At 70.5% G+C, this 15,070-nt stretch carries 16 protein-coding genes and 5 tRNA genes; 14 read left to right on the top strand and 7 right to left on the bottom strand.

The window, feature by feature from the left end:
* The 4 genes from AB0K02_RS19420 to AB0K02_RS19405 form a co-directional block, all read right to left on the bottom strand.
* The coding region (locus tag AB0K02_RS19420; protein WP_365993670.1) for an ATP/GTP-binding protein at nt 1–245 on the bottom strand (245 nt) is incomplete at its 3' end.
* Entirely contained in the window at nt 226–630 is a 405-nt protein-coding gene (locus AB0K02_RS19415) for a DUF742 domain-containing protein (RefSeq protein ID WP_365993669.1), read from the bottom strand. The genes AB0K02_RS19415 and AB0K02_RS19420, both read right to left, overlap by 20 nt.
* A gap of 142 nt (nt 631–772) precedes the next feature.
* Nucleotides 773–1,186: a roadblock/LC7 domain-containing protein gene (locus tag AB0K02_RS19410; RefSeq protein WP_142214992.1), complete on the bottom strand. Its 414-nt coding sequence runs from the start codon at nt 1,184–1,186 to the stop codon at nt 773–775.
* Between the two features lie 9 nt (nt 1,187–1,195).
* The gene (locus AB0K02_RS19405; RefSeq protein ID WP_365993668.1) at nt 1,196–4,693 is read right to left on the bottom strand and encodes a nitrate- and nitrite sensing domain-containing protein; all 3,498 of its coding nucleotides are present in this window, start codon (nt 4,691–4,693) and stop codon (nt 1,196–1,198) included.
* A gap of 579 nt (nt 4,694–5,272) precedes the next feature.
* Between AB0K02_RS19405 and AB0K02_RS19400 the strand changes: the two genes are divergently transcribed.
* The 10 genes from AB0K02_RS19400 (at nt 5,273) to AB0K02_RS19355 (ending at nt 10,096) form a co-directional block, all read left to right on the top strand.
* Nucleotides 5,273–5,446, top strand: coding sequence for a hypothetical protein (locus AB0K02_RS19400; protein ID WP_365993667.1), 174 nt, complete (start codon nt 5,273–5,275; stop codon nt 5,444–5,446).
* A gap of 238 nt (nt 5,447–5,684) precedes the next feature.
* Nucleotides 5,685–6,458, top strand: a complete 774-nt coding sequence (locus AB0K02_RS19395; RefSeq protein ID WP_365993666.1) for a fumarylacetoacetate hydrolase family protein — start codon at nt 5,685–5,687, stop codon at nt 6,456–6,458.
* Entirely contained in the window at nt 6,451–7,923 is a 1,473-nt protein-coding gene (gene gltX / locus AB0K02_RS19390; protein ID WP_365993665.1) for a glutamate--tRNA ligase, read from the top strand. Before AB0K02_RS19395 ends, gltX begins: the two co-directional genes overlap by 8 nt.
* Nucleotides 7,924–8,037: 114 nt before the next feature.
* Nucleotides 8,038–8,709 (top strand): DUF4241 domain-containing protein, encoded by a 672-nt coding sequence (locus AB0K02_RS19385; RefSeq protein ID WP_365993664.1) that lies wholly within the window; start codon nt 8,038–8,040, stop codon nt 8,707–8,709.
* A 61-nt stretch (nt 8,710–8,770) separates the two neighbouring features.
* Nucleotides 8,771–9,493, top strand: a complete 723-nt coding sequence (locus AB0K02_RS19380; protein ID WP_365993663.1) for an HAD family hydrolase — start codon at nt 8,771–8,773, stop codon at nt 9,491–9,493.
* An 89-nt stretch (nt 9,494–9,582) separates the two neighbouring features.
* A tRNA-Gln gene (locus tag AB0K02_RS19375) sits at nt 9,583–9,654 on the top strand.
* A gap of 21 nt (nt 9,655–9,675) precedes the next feature.
* Nucleotides 9,676–9,748 (top strand) — tRNA-Glu (locus AB0K02_RS19370).
* An 87-nt stretch (nt 9,749–9,835) separates the two neighbouring features.
* Nucleotides 9,836–9,908 (top strand) — tRNA-Glu (locus tag AB0K02_RS19365).
* Between the two features lie 16 nt (nt 9,909–9,924).
* Nucleotides 9,925–9,996: transfer RNA gene (locus tag AB0K02_RS19360), tRNA-Gln, on the top strand.
* A 27-nt stretch (nt 9,997–10,023) separates the two neighbouring features.
* Nucleotides 10,024–10,096: transfer RNA gene (locus AB0K02_RS19355), tRNA-Glu, on the top strand.
* A gap of 270 nt (nt 10,097–10,366) precedes the next feature.
* Here the strand turns inward: AB0K02_RS19355 and AB0K02_RS19350 are convergent.
* Complete coding sequence (locus tag AB0K02_RS19350; protein ID WP_365993662.1) at nt 10,367–10,615, bottom strand: SCO4226 family nickel-binding protein; 249 nt, start codon at nt 10,613–10,615, stop codon at nt 10,367–10,369.
* A gap of 120 nt (nt 10,616–10,735) precedes the next feature.
* A complete protein-coding gene (gene ndgR / locus AB0K02_RS19345) occupies nt 10,736–11,452 on the bottom strand; it encodes an IclR family transcriptional regulator NdgR (RefSeq protein WP_026278050.1) in 717 nt (238 codons plus the stop codon).
* A gap of 144 nt (nt 11,453–11,596) precedes the next feature.
* Here ndgR and leuC point away from each other — a divergent pair, with 144 nt between their 5' ends.
* The 4 genes from leuC to AB0K02_RS19325 all read left to right on the top strand — a co-directional run bounded on the left by leuC (nt 11,597) and on the right by AB0K02_RS19325 (nt 14,758).
* Nucleotides 11,597–13,027 carry a 3-isopropylmalate dehydratase large subunit gene (gene leuC, locus AB0K02_RS19340; protein ID WP_365993661.1) on the top strand — a complete coding sequence of 477 codons (1,431 nt, stop codon included), beginning with the start codon at nt 11,597–11,599 and terminating at the stop codon, nt 13,025–13,027.
* Between the two features lie 6 nt (nt 13,028–13,033).
* Nucleotides 13,034–13,627 (top strand): 3-isopropylmalate dehydratase small subunit, encoded by a 594-nt coding sequence (gene leuD / locus AB0K02_RS19335; RefSeq protein WP_307713251.1) that lies wholly within the window; start codon nt 13,034–13,036, stop codon nt 13,625–13,627.
* A 104-nt stretch (nt 13,628–13,731) separates the two neighbouring features.
* Nucleotides 13,732–13,959 (top strand): hypothetical protein, encoded by a 228-nt coding sequence (locus AB0K02_RS19330; protein WP_365993660.1) that lies wholly within the window; start codon nt 13,732–13,734, stop codon nt 13,957–13,959.
* 142 nt (nt 13,960–14,101) lie between these two features.
* Nucleotides 14,102–14,758: an HU family DNA-binding protein gene (locus tag AB0K02_RS19325; protein ID WP_365993659.1), complete on the top strand. Its 657-nt coding sequence runs from the start codon at nt 14,102–14,104 to the stop codon at nt 14,756–14,758.
* 93 nt (nt 14,759–14,851) lie between these two features.
* Here AB0K02_RS19325 and AB0K02_RS19320 read toward each other — a convergent pair whose 3' ends face one another.
* Nucleotides 14,852–15,055 carry a hypothetical protein gene (locus AB0K02_RS19320; protein WP_365993658.1) on the bottom strand — a complete coding sequence of 68 codons (204 nt, stop codon included), beginning with the start codon at nt 15,053–15,055 and terminating at the stop codon, nt 14,852–14,854.
* Between the last annotated feature and the right edge of the window lie 15 nt (nt 15,056–15,070).

Raw genomic sequence — 15,070 nt, 5'->3', positions numbered from 1 at the left:
AGGTCCTGGTCCAGGGTGATGCGGCCGAAGTCCATGGCGACGGTGGTTGTCGTCTTGTCGCCGGTGTGCGTGAGGTCGTCGATGCCCGCCGACGCCGATGTCATGACGGCCTCGGTACGCAGCGGGTTGATCTCCGAGACGGCGCCGACGAACGTGGTCTTGCCCACGCCGAATCCGCCCGCCACCACGATCTTCGCGGAGGTCGTCGACCGGGCCGAACCGCCGCTAGAGCTTGCGAAGTCCACTGAGCACCCTTTCGAGCAGTGTCACATCCGGCGTACCGCCGGCCTCTCCGTTGCCCGGCTGGTGAATCGCCACCATCCCGGCCTCGGCCAGGTCGGCGACGAGGATCCGGGCGACGCCGAGCGGCATCGACAGCAGCGCCGAGATCTCGGCGACCGACTTGACCTCCCGGCACAGGTGGCAGATCCGCTGGTGCTCCGGGAGCAGCCCGGCCAGCAGTGACGGGTCTGCGGTGGTGCTGACCAGCGCCTCTATCGCGAGCTGATAGCGCGGCCGGGTCCGGCCGCCGGTCATCGCGTACGGACGCACCAGCGGCTGGTCGCCCTCGTCCCCGTACGCGTCGAGTGACGTGCCGTACGGATCGTGAGAGGCGGGTGGCGGGGTCATGAATCCTCCGGGCGTGACAGCAAGTGGTCGGCTGTGCCGTCTGATGGGGCCGGTGGGGGGCCTTGGGGCGGCCGTTCGGGTTGTCGGTGCGGTGGCTGGCGGCGGCCGGCCGGCGAGTGGGGTCGCCGGGGCCGCCGGAACGTCAGTGCAGGAGACTTCCCTGGAGTTCGGCGCGCAGATCAGGGGTCAGGACGCTGCCCGCGCGGTCGACCAGGAGGGCCATCTCGTAGCCCACCAGGCCGATGTCGCACTCGGGGTGCGCGAGCACGGCCAGCGACGATCCGTCGGAGACGGACATCAGGAACAGGAAGCCGCGTTCCATCTCGACGACGGTCTGGCTGACCGGACCGCCCTCGAAGATCCGGGAGGCTCCCGCGGTCAGCGAGGTGAGCCCGGACGCCACGGCCGCGAGCTGGTCGGCGCGGTCGCGCGGAAAACCTTCGGACATCGCCAGCAGAAGACCGTCGGCGGAGACCACCACCGTGTGCGACACCCCGGGGGTGTTGTCCACGAAGTTGGTGATCAACCAGTTCAGATTCTGCGCCGCCTGGCTCATCGGGCTCAACTATCGCTCCTGCTGGTGAGTGGGGCCGAGGTTGAAGCTGCCGGTCGTCGAGTTGTTCTGCTGCCGGCCCTGCTGAATACCCCGGCGCAGATTGGTCAGCCGCCCGCGCACGTCGTCGGGCGCGCGCGAGACCTGCGGACCGGAGGTGTGGTTCTGCTCCTGCGCGGTTCCCGGGACGAGGTTCGCTCGCGGGACGCGACGGGGCAGGCCCGAGGTGGTGATGCCGCCGGCCGCGGGCTTGCGCACCCGCTCGGCCTGACGCACCAGCTCGTCGTTGGGCGAAGTGCGCCAGGCGGCGTTGTTCGCCGAGGGCGCGCCCGCCGGGTTCACCGGGTTCGGCGCCGGGGAGCGCAGCGGCACCCGCGGAGCCGGCTGCTGCGGCTGCTCGGCCTGCTGACCGCCCTGCGCCCCGTGGAACCAGTTCGTCTCCAGCGTGTCGTACAGCGGCGTACGGCCGTCCCCCGCGCCGGACGCCGGAGGCAGGGCCTCGGGCTGGTGCGGAGCGGGCAGCGAGGCCGCCGGCCGTGCCGGGGCGAAGCCCTCGTCCCGGCGGCGCGGGGCCGGCTGCTGCGGCGCCTGGAAGTCCGGGCGCGCGAACTGCGCCGTCTGCGCCGGGTCCTGCGGCTGCGAGCCCGTCTGGCCGCCGTACACGTCGGGGCGCACGAACTGGCCCGTGGGAGCGGGAGCCGCGGGCGCGTTGAAGTCCGGCCGGGCGAACTCGGCCGTGGCACCGAGGCCGCGCGAGGTGTCGTGGTCCTCGTGGCCGCGCGGCACGTCGGCCGCCGGGCGCTGCTGCGGAAGGGGGGCCTGGTCGCTGCCCCAGCTCGTGGTCTGCGGACGCTGCGGACGCGGCTCCTCGCGCCGTGCGGGGGAGCCGCCCGGCAGCTCGGCGCGCGGTCCGCCGGTCTGCGGCAGCGGCCGACCGCGGTCGCCCGCCCCCGGCGCACCCTGACGGAAGCCGCCCTGGGGGGCCTCGTTGCGGGCGGGAGCCGGAGCACCCTGGCCGCCACGGGCCGCGCCGAAGGCGCCGCCCTGACGCTGGGGCTCGGGCGGGGTCCCGTTCTGACCGCCCTGGGCAGGGCGGGGAGCACCGTCACGTCCCGGCAGTGCGGCACGCTGAGCCGAGGGGGCGCCGACCTGACCGCGCGGCGCACCGGCACCGAGACGGCCGCCCGCAGGCGCACCGCCCGCACCGGGACCGCCCGCGGCAGGACCGCCGCCGAGGCCCGGACGGCTGCCGCCGGCCGGGGCGCCGGGGCCCTGCGCCGCCGCGCCGGGGCCGCCCGCACCGGGCTTGCCCGGGAGCTTCCTGCCGCCGTGGGCCACGTCGACGGGCAGCATGACGAGCGCGGTGGTGCCGCCGGAGTCCGACGGGCGCAGCTGGATACGGATGCCGTGCCGCAGGGACAGGCGGCCGACCACGAACAGACCCATGCGGCGGGAGACCGAGACGTCCACGGTGGGCGGCGATGCCAGCCGCTCGTTGATCGCGGCGAGGTCCTCGGGGGAGAGGCCGATGCCGGTGTCGTGGATCTCGACCAGGACCCGTCCGTCGGGCAGCGCGTGACCGGTGACCCGGACCTTGGTCTGCGGGGAGGAGAACGACGTCGCGTTCTCCAGCAGCTCGGCGAGCAGGTGCACGAGGTCGTTGACGACGCGGCCGGCGACCTCGGTCGCGGGCACCGCCGCCAGCTCGATGCGCTCGTACTGCTCCACCTCGGACGCGGCGGCACGCAGGACGTCGACCAGCGGGACCGGCCGCGTCCACCGGCGGCCCGGCTCCTCGCCCGCGAGGACGAGGAGGTTCTCGCCGTTCCGGCGCATACGGGTCGCGAGGTGGTCCAGCTTGAACAGTGAGGACAGCTGGTCCGGATCGGCCTCGCGGGACTCCAGCTCGGAGATGAGCGAGAGCTGGCGCTGGATGAGGCCCTGGGAGCGGCGCGAGAGGTTGGTGAACATCGCGTTGACGTTGCCCCGCAGCAGGGCCTGCTCGGCGGCGAGGCGGACCGCCTCGCGGTGCACGTCGTCGAAGGCCGCGGCCACCTGGCCGATCTCGTCCCGGGAGTGGACACCGACGGACTCGACGGAGGTGTCGACGTCCTGCGGGTCGGCCTCCGACAGCTGCTTGACGAGCTCGGGCAGCCGGTCCTGGGCGACCCTGGTGGCGGTGTCCTGCAGGCGGCGCAGCGAGCGGATCATGGATCGCGCCACCACGAACGCGCCGACGAGCGAGACGCCGAGGACGACGAGGATCAGCGCACCGTTGATGATGGCGTCGCGCTGCGACTCCTCGCGCAGCTCACGGGCCTTGGTCTCCATCTGGCCGAGGAGAGTGGCCTCGATCTGCTTCATCGCGTTGATGCGGACCGAGTAGTCGTCGGTCCAGTCCAGGTGCGACCGCTTGGGCAGGCGGCTGATCTGGCCCTCGGTGTCCAGGACACGCTTGGCGTACAGCTCGGAGGCCGCGATGGTCGGGTTGCCGTTGTCCAGCGTGGCGGTGAGCTCCTCGGCGTCGCCGCCGGTGGACTCGTAGATCGCCTTGAACGCCTTGAGCTCGGTCTCGCCGTTCTCCACGGCGGCCTTGCCGTACAGGCGGTCGTTCTCCGACAGACCGGGGGCCTTGGCGTCGTCACCGCCGGGCAGGGCGGCGGCGATGATCGCGCGCTGGATGGACGCGTACTCCTTGGCGGACGAGAACGCCGCCAGCGCACGCGTGCGCTTGATCATCTCCGGGTTGCTGGTCGCCTGCGCCATGTCCTGGGACAGGCTCAGCAGCGACTCGATGAGCCGGCTGTACGCCTCCACCGTCTGGGAGTTCGGGACGTCGCCCTCGTACGCCGTGGCCCGGATCTTGTTGAGGCCGTTGACCTGGACGGCGATCTGGTTCGCGTTGGCGCGGATGCTCTCCAGCGCCTCGTCGTCGTCCGTGTTGGGGATGTTGCGGGTGGCGTCGAGGAACGCCTTCTTGACCAGGTCGGTCTGGTTGCGCGGGCCGGAGACCTTGAAGTCCGTGATGGGGGAGCCGTTGGCGAGCGGGCCGGCGGACAGGTCGCGCTCGGACTGCAGCGCCTGCGCCAGGTCGGTCGCCGCCCGGGTCATCTCCGTGAGCAGCTGCATGTGGTCCAGCTGCTTCATGTCGTCCATGGACTCCTGGATACGGAGTCCGCCCAGCGTGGTCGCGGCGACGACCGGCAGGGTGAGCAGGGAGACCAGACGCGTGCTGATGCGCCAGTTCCGCAGGGCTATTCGCGAGCCGGTGTCGCTGGGGTCCTTCGCCGGCGACGGGCCCTTGGCGCCGTCAGCGGAGGATGCCGACGCGCCGGGGCGCGCACCGCGCTCGCCGCTGTCGCCGGGCGCGGCCGGTCCCTGGTTGTGGGCGTGCTGGGGCGAGGAGCCGCGGTCGGTCCCGCCGCGCGACTCCTGTTCCGCCGCAGCTTCCCCGCGGCCCTGGCGGGCCTGCGGGGACCCCAGGCCATCCCTCTTGAAACGTCCCTGCACTAGCGTCGCAACCTCTGGACCAGGCGTCCCTCCGCTTGCACGGCGGGACGGTGTCGGCGTCTCGGGGCATCGATCGCTGCCCCATGGTGGTCGTGATAGACCGGCGCTGCTCCCCCTTCCCCGCCGCCACTCGGCGCTGCGTTGCGCCCCTTGCGCGCCGGCCTGAAACCGCGGCGGTGCGTGGAATTCCAGCACAGTGCCGGATCTCCAACAAGGGCCGCGTACCGGCCTGTGACGCGAGTGACACGGTGTAAGCGTTTTGTCACGAGCCGTAGAAAGTGTTCATGGAGGAAACGGACTTTAAGGCATGAGTCACTTAGGGGTGGGGGGTGTCCCAGTCGCCATGATCAGGAGCGGAATGGCGCATTCAGTGGCGGAATGTCCGATCCCGTAAGGAAGATCCACAGCCGGGATTGTCCGAAATGACACTGTCTTCGTGAGCAAACTCACACAAAGATCGGCGTCTCTCCCTGGCTTTCCGTGGGAATTGAATGTTTAGCCTGACGCTTTACAAGGACAGGCGCGGCGTCAACCGCGCTTCCCGAAGCATCCCTACTCCGACAAGGTCGTAAACCGCCGATGAAGACGACGATGATGTTCCGCAACATAGCCAACCCCCGTCGCACGACGCTCGCGCACCTCAAGGACGCGGACGAGCTGCAGGCGCCGGAGCAGCCGGAGCACACGGTCGATCTTCCCACGCAGACGGCCAACCCCCGCCGCACCGTCCTCATGGACGCGCCCGCCCAGTAGTACGGCCCCGGAGCCTCTCGCGCTCACTCGTGCGCCCTTTCGGCCCGCCGGCCTCGCCGGGGGACTCTCACACCACGTGGGGTGGAAGCCGCCCGCCCGGCGGACGCCCGGGCATCCACGCCCTTGTCGGCACGTCGGGCAGGCCCTGCCGCGTTAGCCTGGAGCGTCAGTCTCCGGTCAGCGAGCGTCAGCGAGCAGGGCCGGTCAGCGAGTGAGTAGTGAGGGGCGACAGCAACCCGTGCGCATCGCCAGGTTCTCCATCGACGGCAATGTCGCCTTCGGCGCGGTCGAGGAAGGCCCCGACGGCCTCCTCCTCGACATCATCAAGGGCATCCCGTACGCGGACTTCGAGCTCTCCGGGACCAAGGTCCCGCTGAGCAAGGTCAGGCTGCTGCCCCCCGTGCTCCCCAACAAGGTCGTGGCCATCGGCCGCAACTACGCGGAGCACGCGGCGGAGCTCGGCAACGAGGTCCCGGAGGTCCCCGTCGCCTTCTTCAAGCCCACCACCTCCGTGATCGGCTCCGGCGACGCCATCGAGTACCCCTCGTTCTCGAACGAGCTCCACCACGAGGCCGAGCTCGCCGTCGTCATCGGCCGCATGTGCCGCGAGGTCCCGCGCGAACGCGTCAAGGACGTGATCCTCGGCTACACCTGCGCCAACGACGTCACCGCGCGCGACGCCCAGAAGCGCGAGAAGCAGTGGGCCAGGGCCAAGGGCTTCGACACCTCCTGCCCGCTCGGCCCCTGGGTGGAGACCGACCTCGACCCCGCCGACCTGACGATCCAGTGCACGGTCAACGGCGAACAGCGCCAACTGGGGCGTACGAGCGAGATGATCCGGTCCGTCGAGGACCTGATCGTGCACATCACCGAGGCCATGACGCTGCTCCCGGGCGACGTCGTCCTCACGGGCACCCCCGCGGGGGTCGGCCCCCTGAACGTCGGCGACGAGGTCGCCGTCACCATCGAAGGCATCGGCACTCTCACCAACAAGGTGATCAAGCGTGGCTAACGGATCCGTCCGCGTACGTTTTTGTCCGTCCCCGACCGGCAACCCCCATGTGGGCCTGGTCCGCACCGCCCTGTTCAACTGGGCCTACGCCCGGCACAACGGCGGCACCATGGTCTTCCGCATCGAGGACACCGACGCGGCCCGCGACTCCGAGGAGTCGTACAACCAGCTGCTCGACTCGCTGCGCTGGCTCGGGCTCGACTGGGACGAGGGCCCCGAAGTGGGCGGCCCCCACGGCCCCTACCGCCAGTCGCAGCGGATGGACATCTACAAGGACATCGCCGAGAAGCTCATCGCCGGCGGTTACGCGTACCACTGCTACTGCACCGCGCTGGAGCTGGAGGCGCGCCGCGACGCCGCCCGCGCCGCCGGCCGCCCGTCCGGCTACGACGGCAAGTGCCGCGTCCTGACCGCGGAGGAGAGGGCCGCGTACGACGCCGAGGGCCGCGAGTCCATCGTGCGCTTCAAGATGCCCGACGAGCCGATCACCTTCACCGACCTGGTGCGCGGCGAGCTGACGTTCACGCCGGACAACGTCCCGGACTACGGCATCGTCCGCGCGAACGGCGCCCCGCTCTACACGCTCGTCAACCCGGTCGACGACGCGCTGATGGAGATCACCCACGTGCTGCGCGGCGAGGACCTGCTGTCCTCCACCCCGCGCCAGATCGCGCTGTACAAGGCCCTGATCGAGCTCGGCGTCGCCAAGGAGATCCCCTCCTTCGGCCACCTGCCGTACGTCATGGGCGAGGGCAACAAGAAGCTGTCCAAGCGCGACCCGCAGGCGTCCCTCAACCTCTACCGGGAGCGCGGCTTCCTCCCCGAGGGCCTGCTCAACTACCTTTCGCTGCTCGGCTGGTCCTTCTCCGCCGACCAGGACATCTTCACCATCCCGGAGATGGTCGCGAAGTTCGACCTCGCGGACGTCAACGCCAACCCGGCGCGCTTCGACCTCAAGAAGGCCGAGGCCATCAACGCCGACCACATCCGCATGCTCGACGTGAAGACGTTCACCGAGGCGTGCGAGCCCTGGCTCCGGGCCCCGCACGCCAACTGGGCCCCGGAGAGCTTCGACCGTGCGAAGTGGGAGGCCATCGCGCCGCACGCGCAGACCCGCCTGACGGTCCTCTCCGACATCACCGCCAACGTCGACTTCCTCTTCCTCGACGAGCCGGTCCAGGACGAGGCGTCCTGGACCAAGGCGATGAAGGGCGACCCGGCCGCGCTGCTGACCACCGCCCGCGAGAAGCTGGAGGCGGCCGACTGGTCCAGCGCGGACTCCCTCAAGGAGGCCGTCCTGGCCGCCGGAGAGGCCCACGGCCTCAAGCTCGGCAAGGCCCAGGCCCCGGTCCGCGTCGCGGTCACCGGCCGCACGGTGGGCCTGCCGCTGTTCGAGTCCCTGGAGATCCTGGGCAAGGACCGGACCCTGGCCCGTATCGACGCGGCGCTGGCGAAGCTCGCGTAACCGACGTGCCCGAAGGGGCGGTGGCCGAAGAGGCCGCCGCCCCTTCGGCGTTGTCGCAGCGCGGGACTAGTGTTCGGGGCGATCACGATCGTCTCGGCTCCCTGGGGGACCAGCATGCCCATGCCCGCGCCCGACTTCTCCTGGCACTTCACGCCCGGCAACCGCTTCCAGGACATGGGATCGCTCGTCGGCACGATGTCCGTGGTCAAGGGCGGCGAACTGTGGCTGCCCACCGGCAGGGTCGTGGCCTGCGACCCGTTCGTCTCGCTGGGCACGGGCGAGTCCGAGCCGTTCACCGCCGAGGTGGCCCCGGGCCGCTACCCGGTGGAGTGCGCCGTCGCCACGCTCGCCGAGCCCGACGAGCCGCCCGCGGACGAGCCCCACCTGCGCATCGCCGCCGCCCGCCTGCTGATCCGGGACACCGAGCCCGCCACCTGGGAGATCGCCCACCAGGCAGGCCAGGACCCGGCGGAGCTGGCCGACGACGAGTTCTTCGCCTACGGCGTCGACGCGGGCACGGGCTGCTTCTACGACGCCGCCTGCGACGAGTCCTTCCCCGACTGCGTGGGCGACGAAGGGCCGCTGTGGGACGCCTTCGACGCGGGCGGCGGCGCGTACCTGGGCCCCCACACGGTCACCGCCCCCGACACCGGCCACAACCTGATCGCCTTCATGTCCGGCTGGGGCGACGGCGCGTACCCGACCTGGGTCGGCCGCGACGCCTCGGGCGAGGTCGTCTGCTTCGTGACGGACTTCTTCGTGGTCCCGTCCGAGGCCGCGGCCTGAGCGCCGGCCACTGCCGTGTGCGAGCCCCGGCCGGGCGGCGTCCGGGCGGTACGGTCGAGCCATGCCGATCCGCGCCGTCCTCTGGGACATCGACGACACGATCTTCGACTACGCGAGCGCCGACCGCACCGGCATGCGCGAGCACCTGCGGAACGAGGGCCTGCCCGGCGGATACGACTCCGTCGAGCAGGCCCTCGTCGCATGGCGGGAGATCACCGACGTCCAGTGGGCCCGTTTCGCCGCGGGCGAGACCACGTTCACGGGGCAGCGGCGCGACAGGGTCCGGCAGTTCCTCGCCGCGCCGGGGATGAGCGACGACGAGGCCGACGCCTGGTTCGGCCGGCACGTCGCGCACTACGAGGCCGCCTGGGCGCTGTTCCCCGACGCCGTGCCCGTTCTCGATCTCCTCGCCGGTGACTACCGGCACGCCGTCCTGTCGAACTCCAGCATCCACAACCAGGACCGCAAACTGCGCATCCTCGGTGTGCGGGACCGCTTCGAGGCCGTCGTGTGCGCCGTGGAACTCGGCGTCTCCAAGCCCGAAGCCGCCGCCTTCCTCGGCGCCTGCGAGGTCATGGGCCTCGCCCCGCACGAGGTCGCGTACGTCGGTGACCAGCCCGACATCGACGCCCGCGGCGCCGTCGAGGCGGGCCTCACCGGCATCTGGCTCGACCGCTCCGGTCTGGGCGGCAGACCGGAGCTGACCCGGATCACCGGCCTCGACCAGCTGCCCGCACTGCTGCGCGGCCATACCCGTTTTGGAGCGCCGTCCACCTTCGGGTAGTGTTCTTCCTGCGCCAAGGGGAGCGGGCCGAAAGGCCGGAACCGACAGCGCAAACCCGAACAAGATCCCCACTGGGGGTTGAGTTTTGGTGGCCTATGGTGTAATTGGCAGCACGACTGATTCTGGTTCAGTTAGTCTAGGTTCGAGTCCTGGTAGGCCAGCTCGCAGAGCTCATCTGCAAAGCCCCCGTTGTGTAGCGGCCTAGCACGCTGCCCTCTCAAGGCAGTAGCGCCGGTTCGAATCCGGTCGGGGGTACAGATCCTTCCCGCCAGATCACCTGGGTCGCACCCGGTGGTTCTCGCGGTGACAACATCCGGCTGCCGCCGGATGAGGATCGCTAGGGCCCCCGTTGTGTAGCGGCCTAGCACGCCGCCCTCTCAAGGCGGTAGCGCCGGTTCGAATCCGGTCGGGGGTACTGGTCTAAACCACCATGGGCTATGGTGTAATTGGCAGCACGAGTGATTCTGGTTCATTTAGTCTAGGTTCGAGTCCTGGTAGCCCAGCGGATCCAGCCCATGGATCATGAGCTTGCCCCCGTTGTGTAGCGGCCTAGCACGCCGCCCTCTCAAGGCGGTAGCGCCGGTTCGAATCCGGTCGGGGGTACAAGACCGAAGGGGTCCTCCACGAAGGTGGAGGGCCCCTTCGGCGTTCTCCCGGGCCGGCCCGTGGCTGCCTGCCGATCCGCTCCATCCGGCATGCGTACGGCAGGAGTTGGGCGGCCCGGACCCGTACCCGAGGCTGTCGGCGTCACGAGCGACGTGGCGCGGTGGACCGGGGGCGAGGTGCGGGACCTCCCGTGCGCTGTCCCGCCCAGGCCCGCCGGACACGAGGGAGCCTCCGTCACACGCGGTGACGGAGGCTCCACGGAAAGGCTCACACGGTCAGGGGCACCGCGTGGATCTCGTCCGCCGGGTGGCCCGTGCGCTCGTGGATGCGCTGCACGGCGTCCGCGGACGGCCCTTCGGACAGGCAGTACACGGTGCCCGACTCCGGGTCCGCCCACGCCTGCTTGAAGTGCACGCCCTCCTCGCCCTCGATCGCGAGGTCCGCGCGGTGCGCCTCCATGAGCTGGTCGCTCGTGATGCCCTTCATCCCGTGGTGTACGTCCATGAACTCGGCCATGGTCCTGCACCTCCGTCGCTCGGCAGGTACCTCCATGCTGCACCCGGCGGGCCCCGGAAACACCTCCGGCCGGCCCCTGCGGCGTTGAAGGGGCCGGCCGGACGTGGACGCGCGGGAAAGTCAGCCGGAGCGGCGCAGGGCCTCGCTCAGGCGCGCGGCGGCGTCGATGACCGCCTGGGCGTGCATGCGCCCGGGGTGGCGGGTCAGGCGCTCGATGGGGCCGGAGACCGACACGGCGGCCACCACGCGGTTCGACGGGCCCCGCACAGGAGCGGAGACCGAGGCCACGCCCGGCTCGCGCTCGCCGATCGACTGGGCCCAGCCCCGGCGCCGTACGCCTGACAGGGCCGTCGCCGTGAAGCGCGCGCCCTGCAGCCCGCGGTGCAGCCGCTCGGGCTCCTCCCAGGCCATGAGGATCTGCGCCGAGGAGCCGGCCTTCATCGTGAGCGTGGAGCCGACGGGCACGGTGTCCCGCAGTCCGGACAGCCGCTCGGCCGCCGCCACGCAGATGCGCATGTCTCCCTGCCGGCGGTAGAGCTGCGCGCTCTCGCCGGTCACGTCGCGCAGGTGGGTGAGCACAGGTCCGGCCGTGGCCAGCAGCCGGTCCTCGCCGGCCGCCGCGGCGAGCTCCGCCAGCCGCGGTCCGAGGATGAACCGGCCCTGCATGTCCCTCGCCACCATACGGTGGTGTTCCAGTGCCACGGCCAGGCGATGGGCCGTGGGTCGTGCGAGTCCCGTGGCCGCGACCAGACCCGCGAGGGTGGCCGGACCGGACTCCAGGGCGCTCAAGACAAGGGCTGCCTTGTCGAGAACACCGACGCCGCTAGAGTTGTCCATGCAACGATACTCACGTCTCACTCTGTGAAACGCAAGTTCAATTTTCCATGGAACTTGTCACGCTGTAGTGGCGGCCCGCGGACCAACGGGCACTGCACAAGATCTCTAGTTGTGTCGGCGGCACAGCCGGCCGGAGGGAAAGCGATGGGTAGGACACTCGCGGAGAAGGTCTGGGACGACCATGTCGTCCGGCGCGCCGAAGGCGAGCCCGACCTCCTCTTCATCGATCTGCACCTGCTGCACGAGGTGACCAGCCCCCAGGCCTTCGACGGTCTGCGGAAGAGCGGTCGCCGGGTGCGGCGGCTCGACCTCACCATCGCCACCGAGGACCACAACACCCCGACCCTCGACATCGACAAGCCGATCGCCGACCCGGTCTCCCGCGCACAGCTGGAGACCCTGCGGAAGAACGCGGCGGAGTTCGGTGTCCGGCTGCACCCGCTCGGCGACGTCGAGCAGGGCGTCGTGCACGTCGTCGGCCCCCAGCTGGGTCTGACCCAGCCCGGCACCACGGTCGTCTGCGGCGACTCGCACACCTCCACCCACGGCGCCTTCGGCGCGCTGGCCTTCGGTATCGGCACCTCCCAGGTGGAGCATGTGCTGGCCACCCAGACCCTGCCGATGGCCCGCCCCAAGACCATGGCCATCACGGTCGAGGGCGAACTGCCCGAGGGCGTCACCGCCAAGGACCTGATCCTCGCCATCATCGCGAAGATCGGCACCGGCGGCGGCCAGGGCTACGTCATCGAGTACCGCGGCTCCGCCATCGAGAAACTCTCGATGGAGGCCCGGATGACCATCTGCAACATGTCGATCGAGGCCGGCGCCCGGGCGGGCATGATCGCCCCGGACCAGACCACGTTCGACTACCTGCAGGGCCGCGACCACGCCCCCGAGGGCGAGGACTGGGACGCCGCCGTCGCGTACTGGAAGACGCTGCGCACGGACGACGACGCCGTCTTCGACGCCGAGGTGTTCATCGACGCCGCCGAACTGGCCCCGTTCGTCACCTGGGGCACCAACCCCGGCCAGGGCGCGCCCCTGTCGGCGAACGTCCCCGACCCGGCTTCGTACGAGGACGCTTCGGAGCGCCTGGCGGCCGAAAAGGCCCTGGAGTACATGGGGTTGACCGCGGGACAGCCGCTGCGCGACATCAAGGTCGACACCGTCTTCGTAGGCTCGTGCACCAACGGCCGTATCGAGGACCTGCGCTCCGCCGCCGCGATCCTGGACGGCCGCAAAGTCGCCGACGGCGTACGGATGCTGGTCGTCCCGGGCTCCGTCCGGGTCGCCCTGCAGGCGGTCGAGGAGGGCCTGGACAAGGTCTTCACCGCCGCCGGGGCCGAATGGCGCCACGCGGGCTGCTCCATGTGCCTGGGCATGAACCCCGACCAGCTGGCTCCGGGCGAGCGTTCCGCGTCCACCTCCAACCGCAACTTCGAGGGCAGGCAGGGCAAGGGCGGCCGTACGCACCTGGTCTCGCCGCAGGTCGCCGCCGCCACCGCGGTGCTCGGCCATCTGGCCTCCCCGGCCGACCTGTCCGACTCCGTCGTCTCTACGCCCGCGGGGGTCTGAGGAACCATGGAAGCTTTCACCACGCACACCGGCCGGGCCGTTCCGCTGCGCCGCAGCAACGTCGACACCGACCAGATCATCCCCGCCCACTGGCTGAAGAAGGTCACCCGCGACGGGTTCGAGGACGGCCTGTTCGAGGCCTGGCGCAAGGACCCCGAGTTCGTGCTCAACCGGCCGGAGCGCAGCGGCGCCACGGTTCTGGTCGCCGGCCCCGACTTCGGTACCGGCTCCTCGCGCGAGCACGCGGTGTGGGCCCTGCAGAACTACGGCTTCAAGACCGTCATCTCGTCCCGCTTCGCCGACATCTTCCGCGGCAACTCCCTCAAGAACGGCCTGCTGACCGTCGTGCTCGACCAGGAGACCGTGGACGCGCTCTGGGCGCTGACCGAGGCGGACCCCACGGTGGAGATCACGGTGGACCTGGAGCAGCGAAAGGTCCTCGCGCCGGGAATCGACGCCGACTTCGAGCTCGACGAGAACGCCCGCTGGCGACTGCTGAACGGCCTCGACGACATCAGCCTCACCCTTCAGAACGAAGCGGACATCGCGGCGTACGAGGCGGGCCGACCGTCCTTCAAGCCCCGCACGATTGACGCCTGAGCAGCGCTTTTCCCGATCTGCGCCCTCCACCTGCCGGTGGGGGGCGCAGTCGTATGTTGAGACCCCATCGGGCGACAACTCGCCCCAGATGGCACAATCGGTGCATGGACCGTGACAGCCAACTCGAGCTCTACGAGGCGGTCGCGGCCCGGCTGAAGGAAGCGCACACAAGAGTGCGCGCACTGCAAGTCCCGGAGGGCGTAAGGATGGCGCTGTCCCGGAAGCTGCTGATCATCACGGCGGCGGCGAAGCACGATCTCCCGGACGCGGCAAGGCGTCTGGACCGGTTGATGAAGGACCTCGACGAGGGCCGATTCCCCGAAGGTGACTGACCTCAGAACTCCGCCGAGGTCGACTTCGTTGCGGCACTAGGGTGATTAGCCCGTTTCGTGTTTGATTTGCGGTATATATCTGCCTAACGTGCGAAAAAGCCTGGACGCAATCGTTCCGGCCAATGTCTCCGAAGGGGAAGACGTGAACAAGGCGCAGCTCGTAGAAGCGATTGCCGACAAGCTCGGCGGCCGCCAGCAGGCCGCTGACGCTGTCGACGCGGTGCTTGACGCGATCGTCCGCGCAACAGTCGCCGGAGACCGGGTTTCGGTCACCGGCTTCGGCTCGTTCGAGAAGGTCGACCGTCCCGCCCGTTACGCCCGCAACCCGCAGACGGGTGAGCGCGTGCGGGTCAAGAAGACGTCCGTTCCGCGGTTCCGTGCGGGCCAGGGCTTCAAGGACCTGGTCAGCGGCACGAAGAAGCTCCCCAAGGGAGGCGAGGTCTCCGTCAAGAAGGCCCCCAAGGGCAGCCTCTCCGGCGGTGCCCCGACCCGTACGACCGCCAAGGCCGCCGCCAAGAAGGCCACCGCCAAGAAGGCCACGGCGAAGAAGACGACCGCGAAGAAGACCACCGCGGCCGCCAAGAAGACCACGGCGAAGAAGACGACCGCGAAGAAGGCCCCGGCCGCCAAGAAGACCACCGCGGCGGCCAAGAAGGCGGCACCGGCGAAGACGACGGCCAAGAAGGCGGCGGCGAAGAAGACCGCTCCCGCCAAGAAGGCCACCGCCAAGAAGGCGCCCGCCAAGAAGGCGACGGCGCGCAAGACCACCGCCAAGAAGACCACCGCCCGCAAGAAGTAGGCGGAAGCAAGCGGTACGAGGTCACAGGGCCACTCACGCGCCGGGCCGGTCTCCCCCTGGGAGACCGGCCCGCGGCGTGTGCGCGCCCCGGTGTCAGAAGGTGTGCAGCGTCACCAGCGTGACGCGGCGGGAGTCGCCCTCGCCCTCGGTCTCGATCCGCACCCGCTGGCCGGGGCGCAGGAGCCGCAGGCCGCCCGCGTCGAACGCGGCGGCGTCGAACTCCACCGGGGTGCCGTCGTCGAGCAGCACACTCCCGCTGCGGGTCTCGGGGTCGTACGTGTACGAGGTCGCCTGCATGCGCCCAGCCTACGG

This window comes from Streptomyces sp. NPDC049597 (genome assembly GCF_040675505.1).
In the GTDB taxonomy this organism is placed as follows: domain Bacteria; phylum Actinomycetota; class Actinomycetes; order Streptomycetales; family Streptomycetaceae; genus Streptomyces.
Note: the sequence above shows the minus strand (reverse complement) of the source record. Positions and strands in the feature narration are given on the sequence as shown.

Coding starts and splice junctions, on each gene's coding strand:
- AB0K02_RS19330 (WP_365993660.1), top strand. CDS start 13,732: ATGGACCGTGACAGCCAACTCGAGCTCTACGAGGCGGTCGCGGCCCGG.
- AB0K02_RS19350 (WP_365993662.1), bottom strand. CDS start 10,615: ATGGCCGAGTTCATGGACGTACACCACGGGATGAAGGGCATCACGAGC.
- ndgR (WP_026278050.1), bottom strand. CDS start 11,452: ATGGACAACTCTAGCGGCGTCGGTGTTCTCGACAAGGCAGCCCTTGTC.
- leuC (WP_365993661.1), top strand. CDS start 11,597: ATGGGTAGGACACTCGCGGAGAAGGTCTGGGACGACCATGTCGTCCGG.
- leuD (WP_307713251.1), top strand. CDS start 13,034: ATGGAAGCTTTCACCACGCACACCGGCCGGGCCGTTCCGCTGCGCCGC.
- AB0K02_RS19410 (WP_142214992.1), bottom strand. CDS start 1,186: ATGAGCCAGGCGGCGCAGAATCTGAACTGGTTGATCACCAACTTCGTG.
- AB0K02_RS19320 (WP_365993658.1), bottom strand. CDS start 15,055: ATGCAGGCGACCTCGTACACGTACGACCCCGAGACCCGCAGCGGGAGT.
- AB0K02_RS19385 (WP_365993664.1), top strand. CDS start 8,038: ATGCCCATGCCCGCGCCCGACTTCTCCTGGCACTTCACGCCCGGCAAC.
- AB0K02_RS19400 (WP_365993667.1), top strand. CDS start 5,273: ATGAAGACGACGATGATGTTCCGCAACATAGCCAACCCCCGTCGCACG.
- AB0K02_RS19380 (WP_365993663.1), top strand. CDS start 8,771: ATGCCGATCCGCGCCGTCCTCTGGGACATCGACGACACGATCTTCGAC.
- AB0K02_RS19415 (WP_365993669.1), bottom strand. CDS start 630: ATGACCCCGCCACCCGCCTCTCACGATCCGTACGGCACGTCACTCGAC.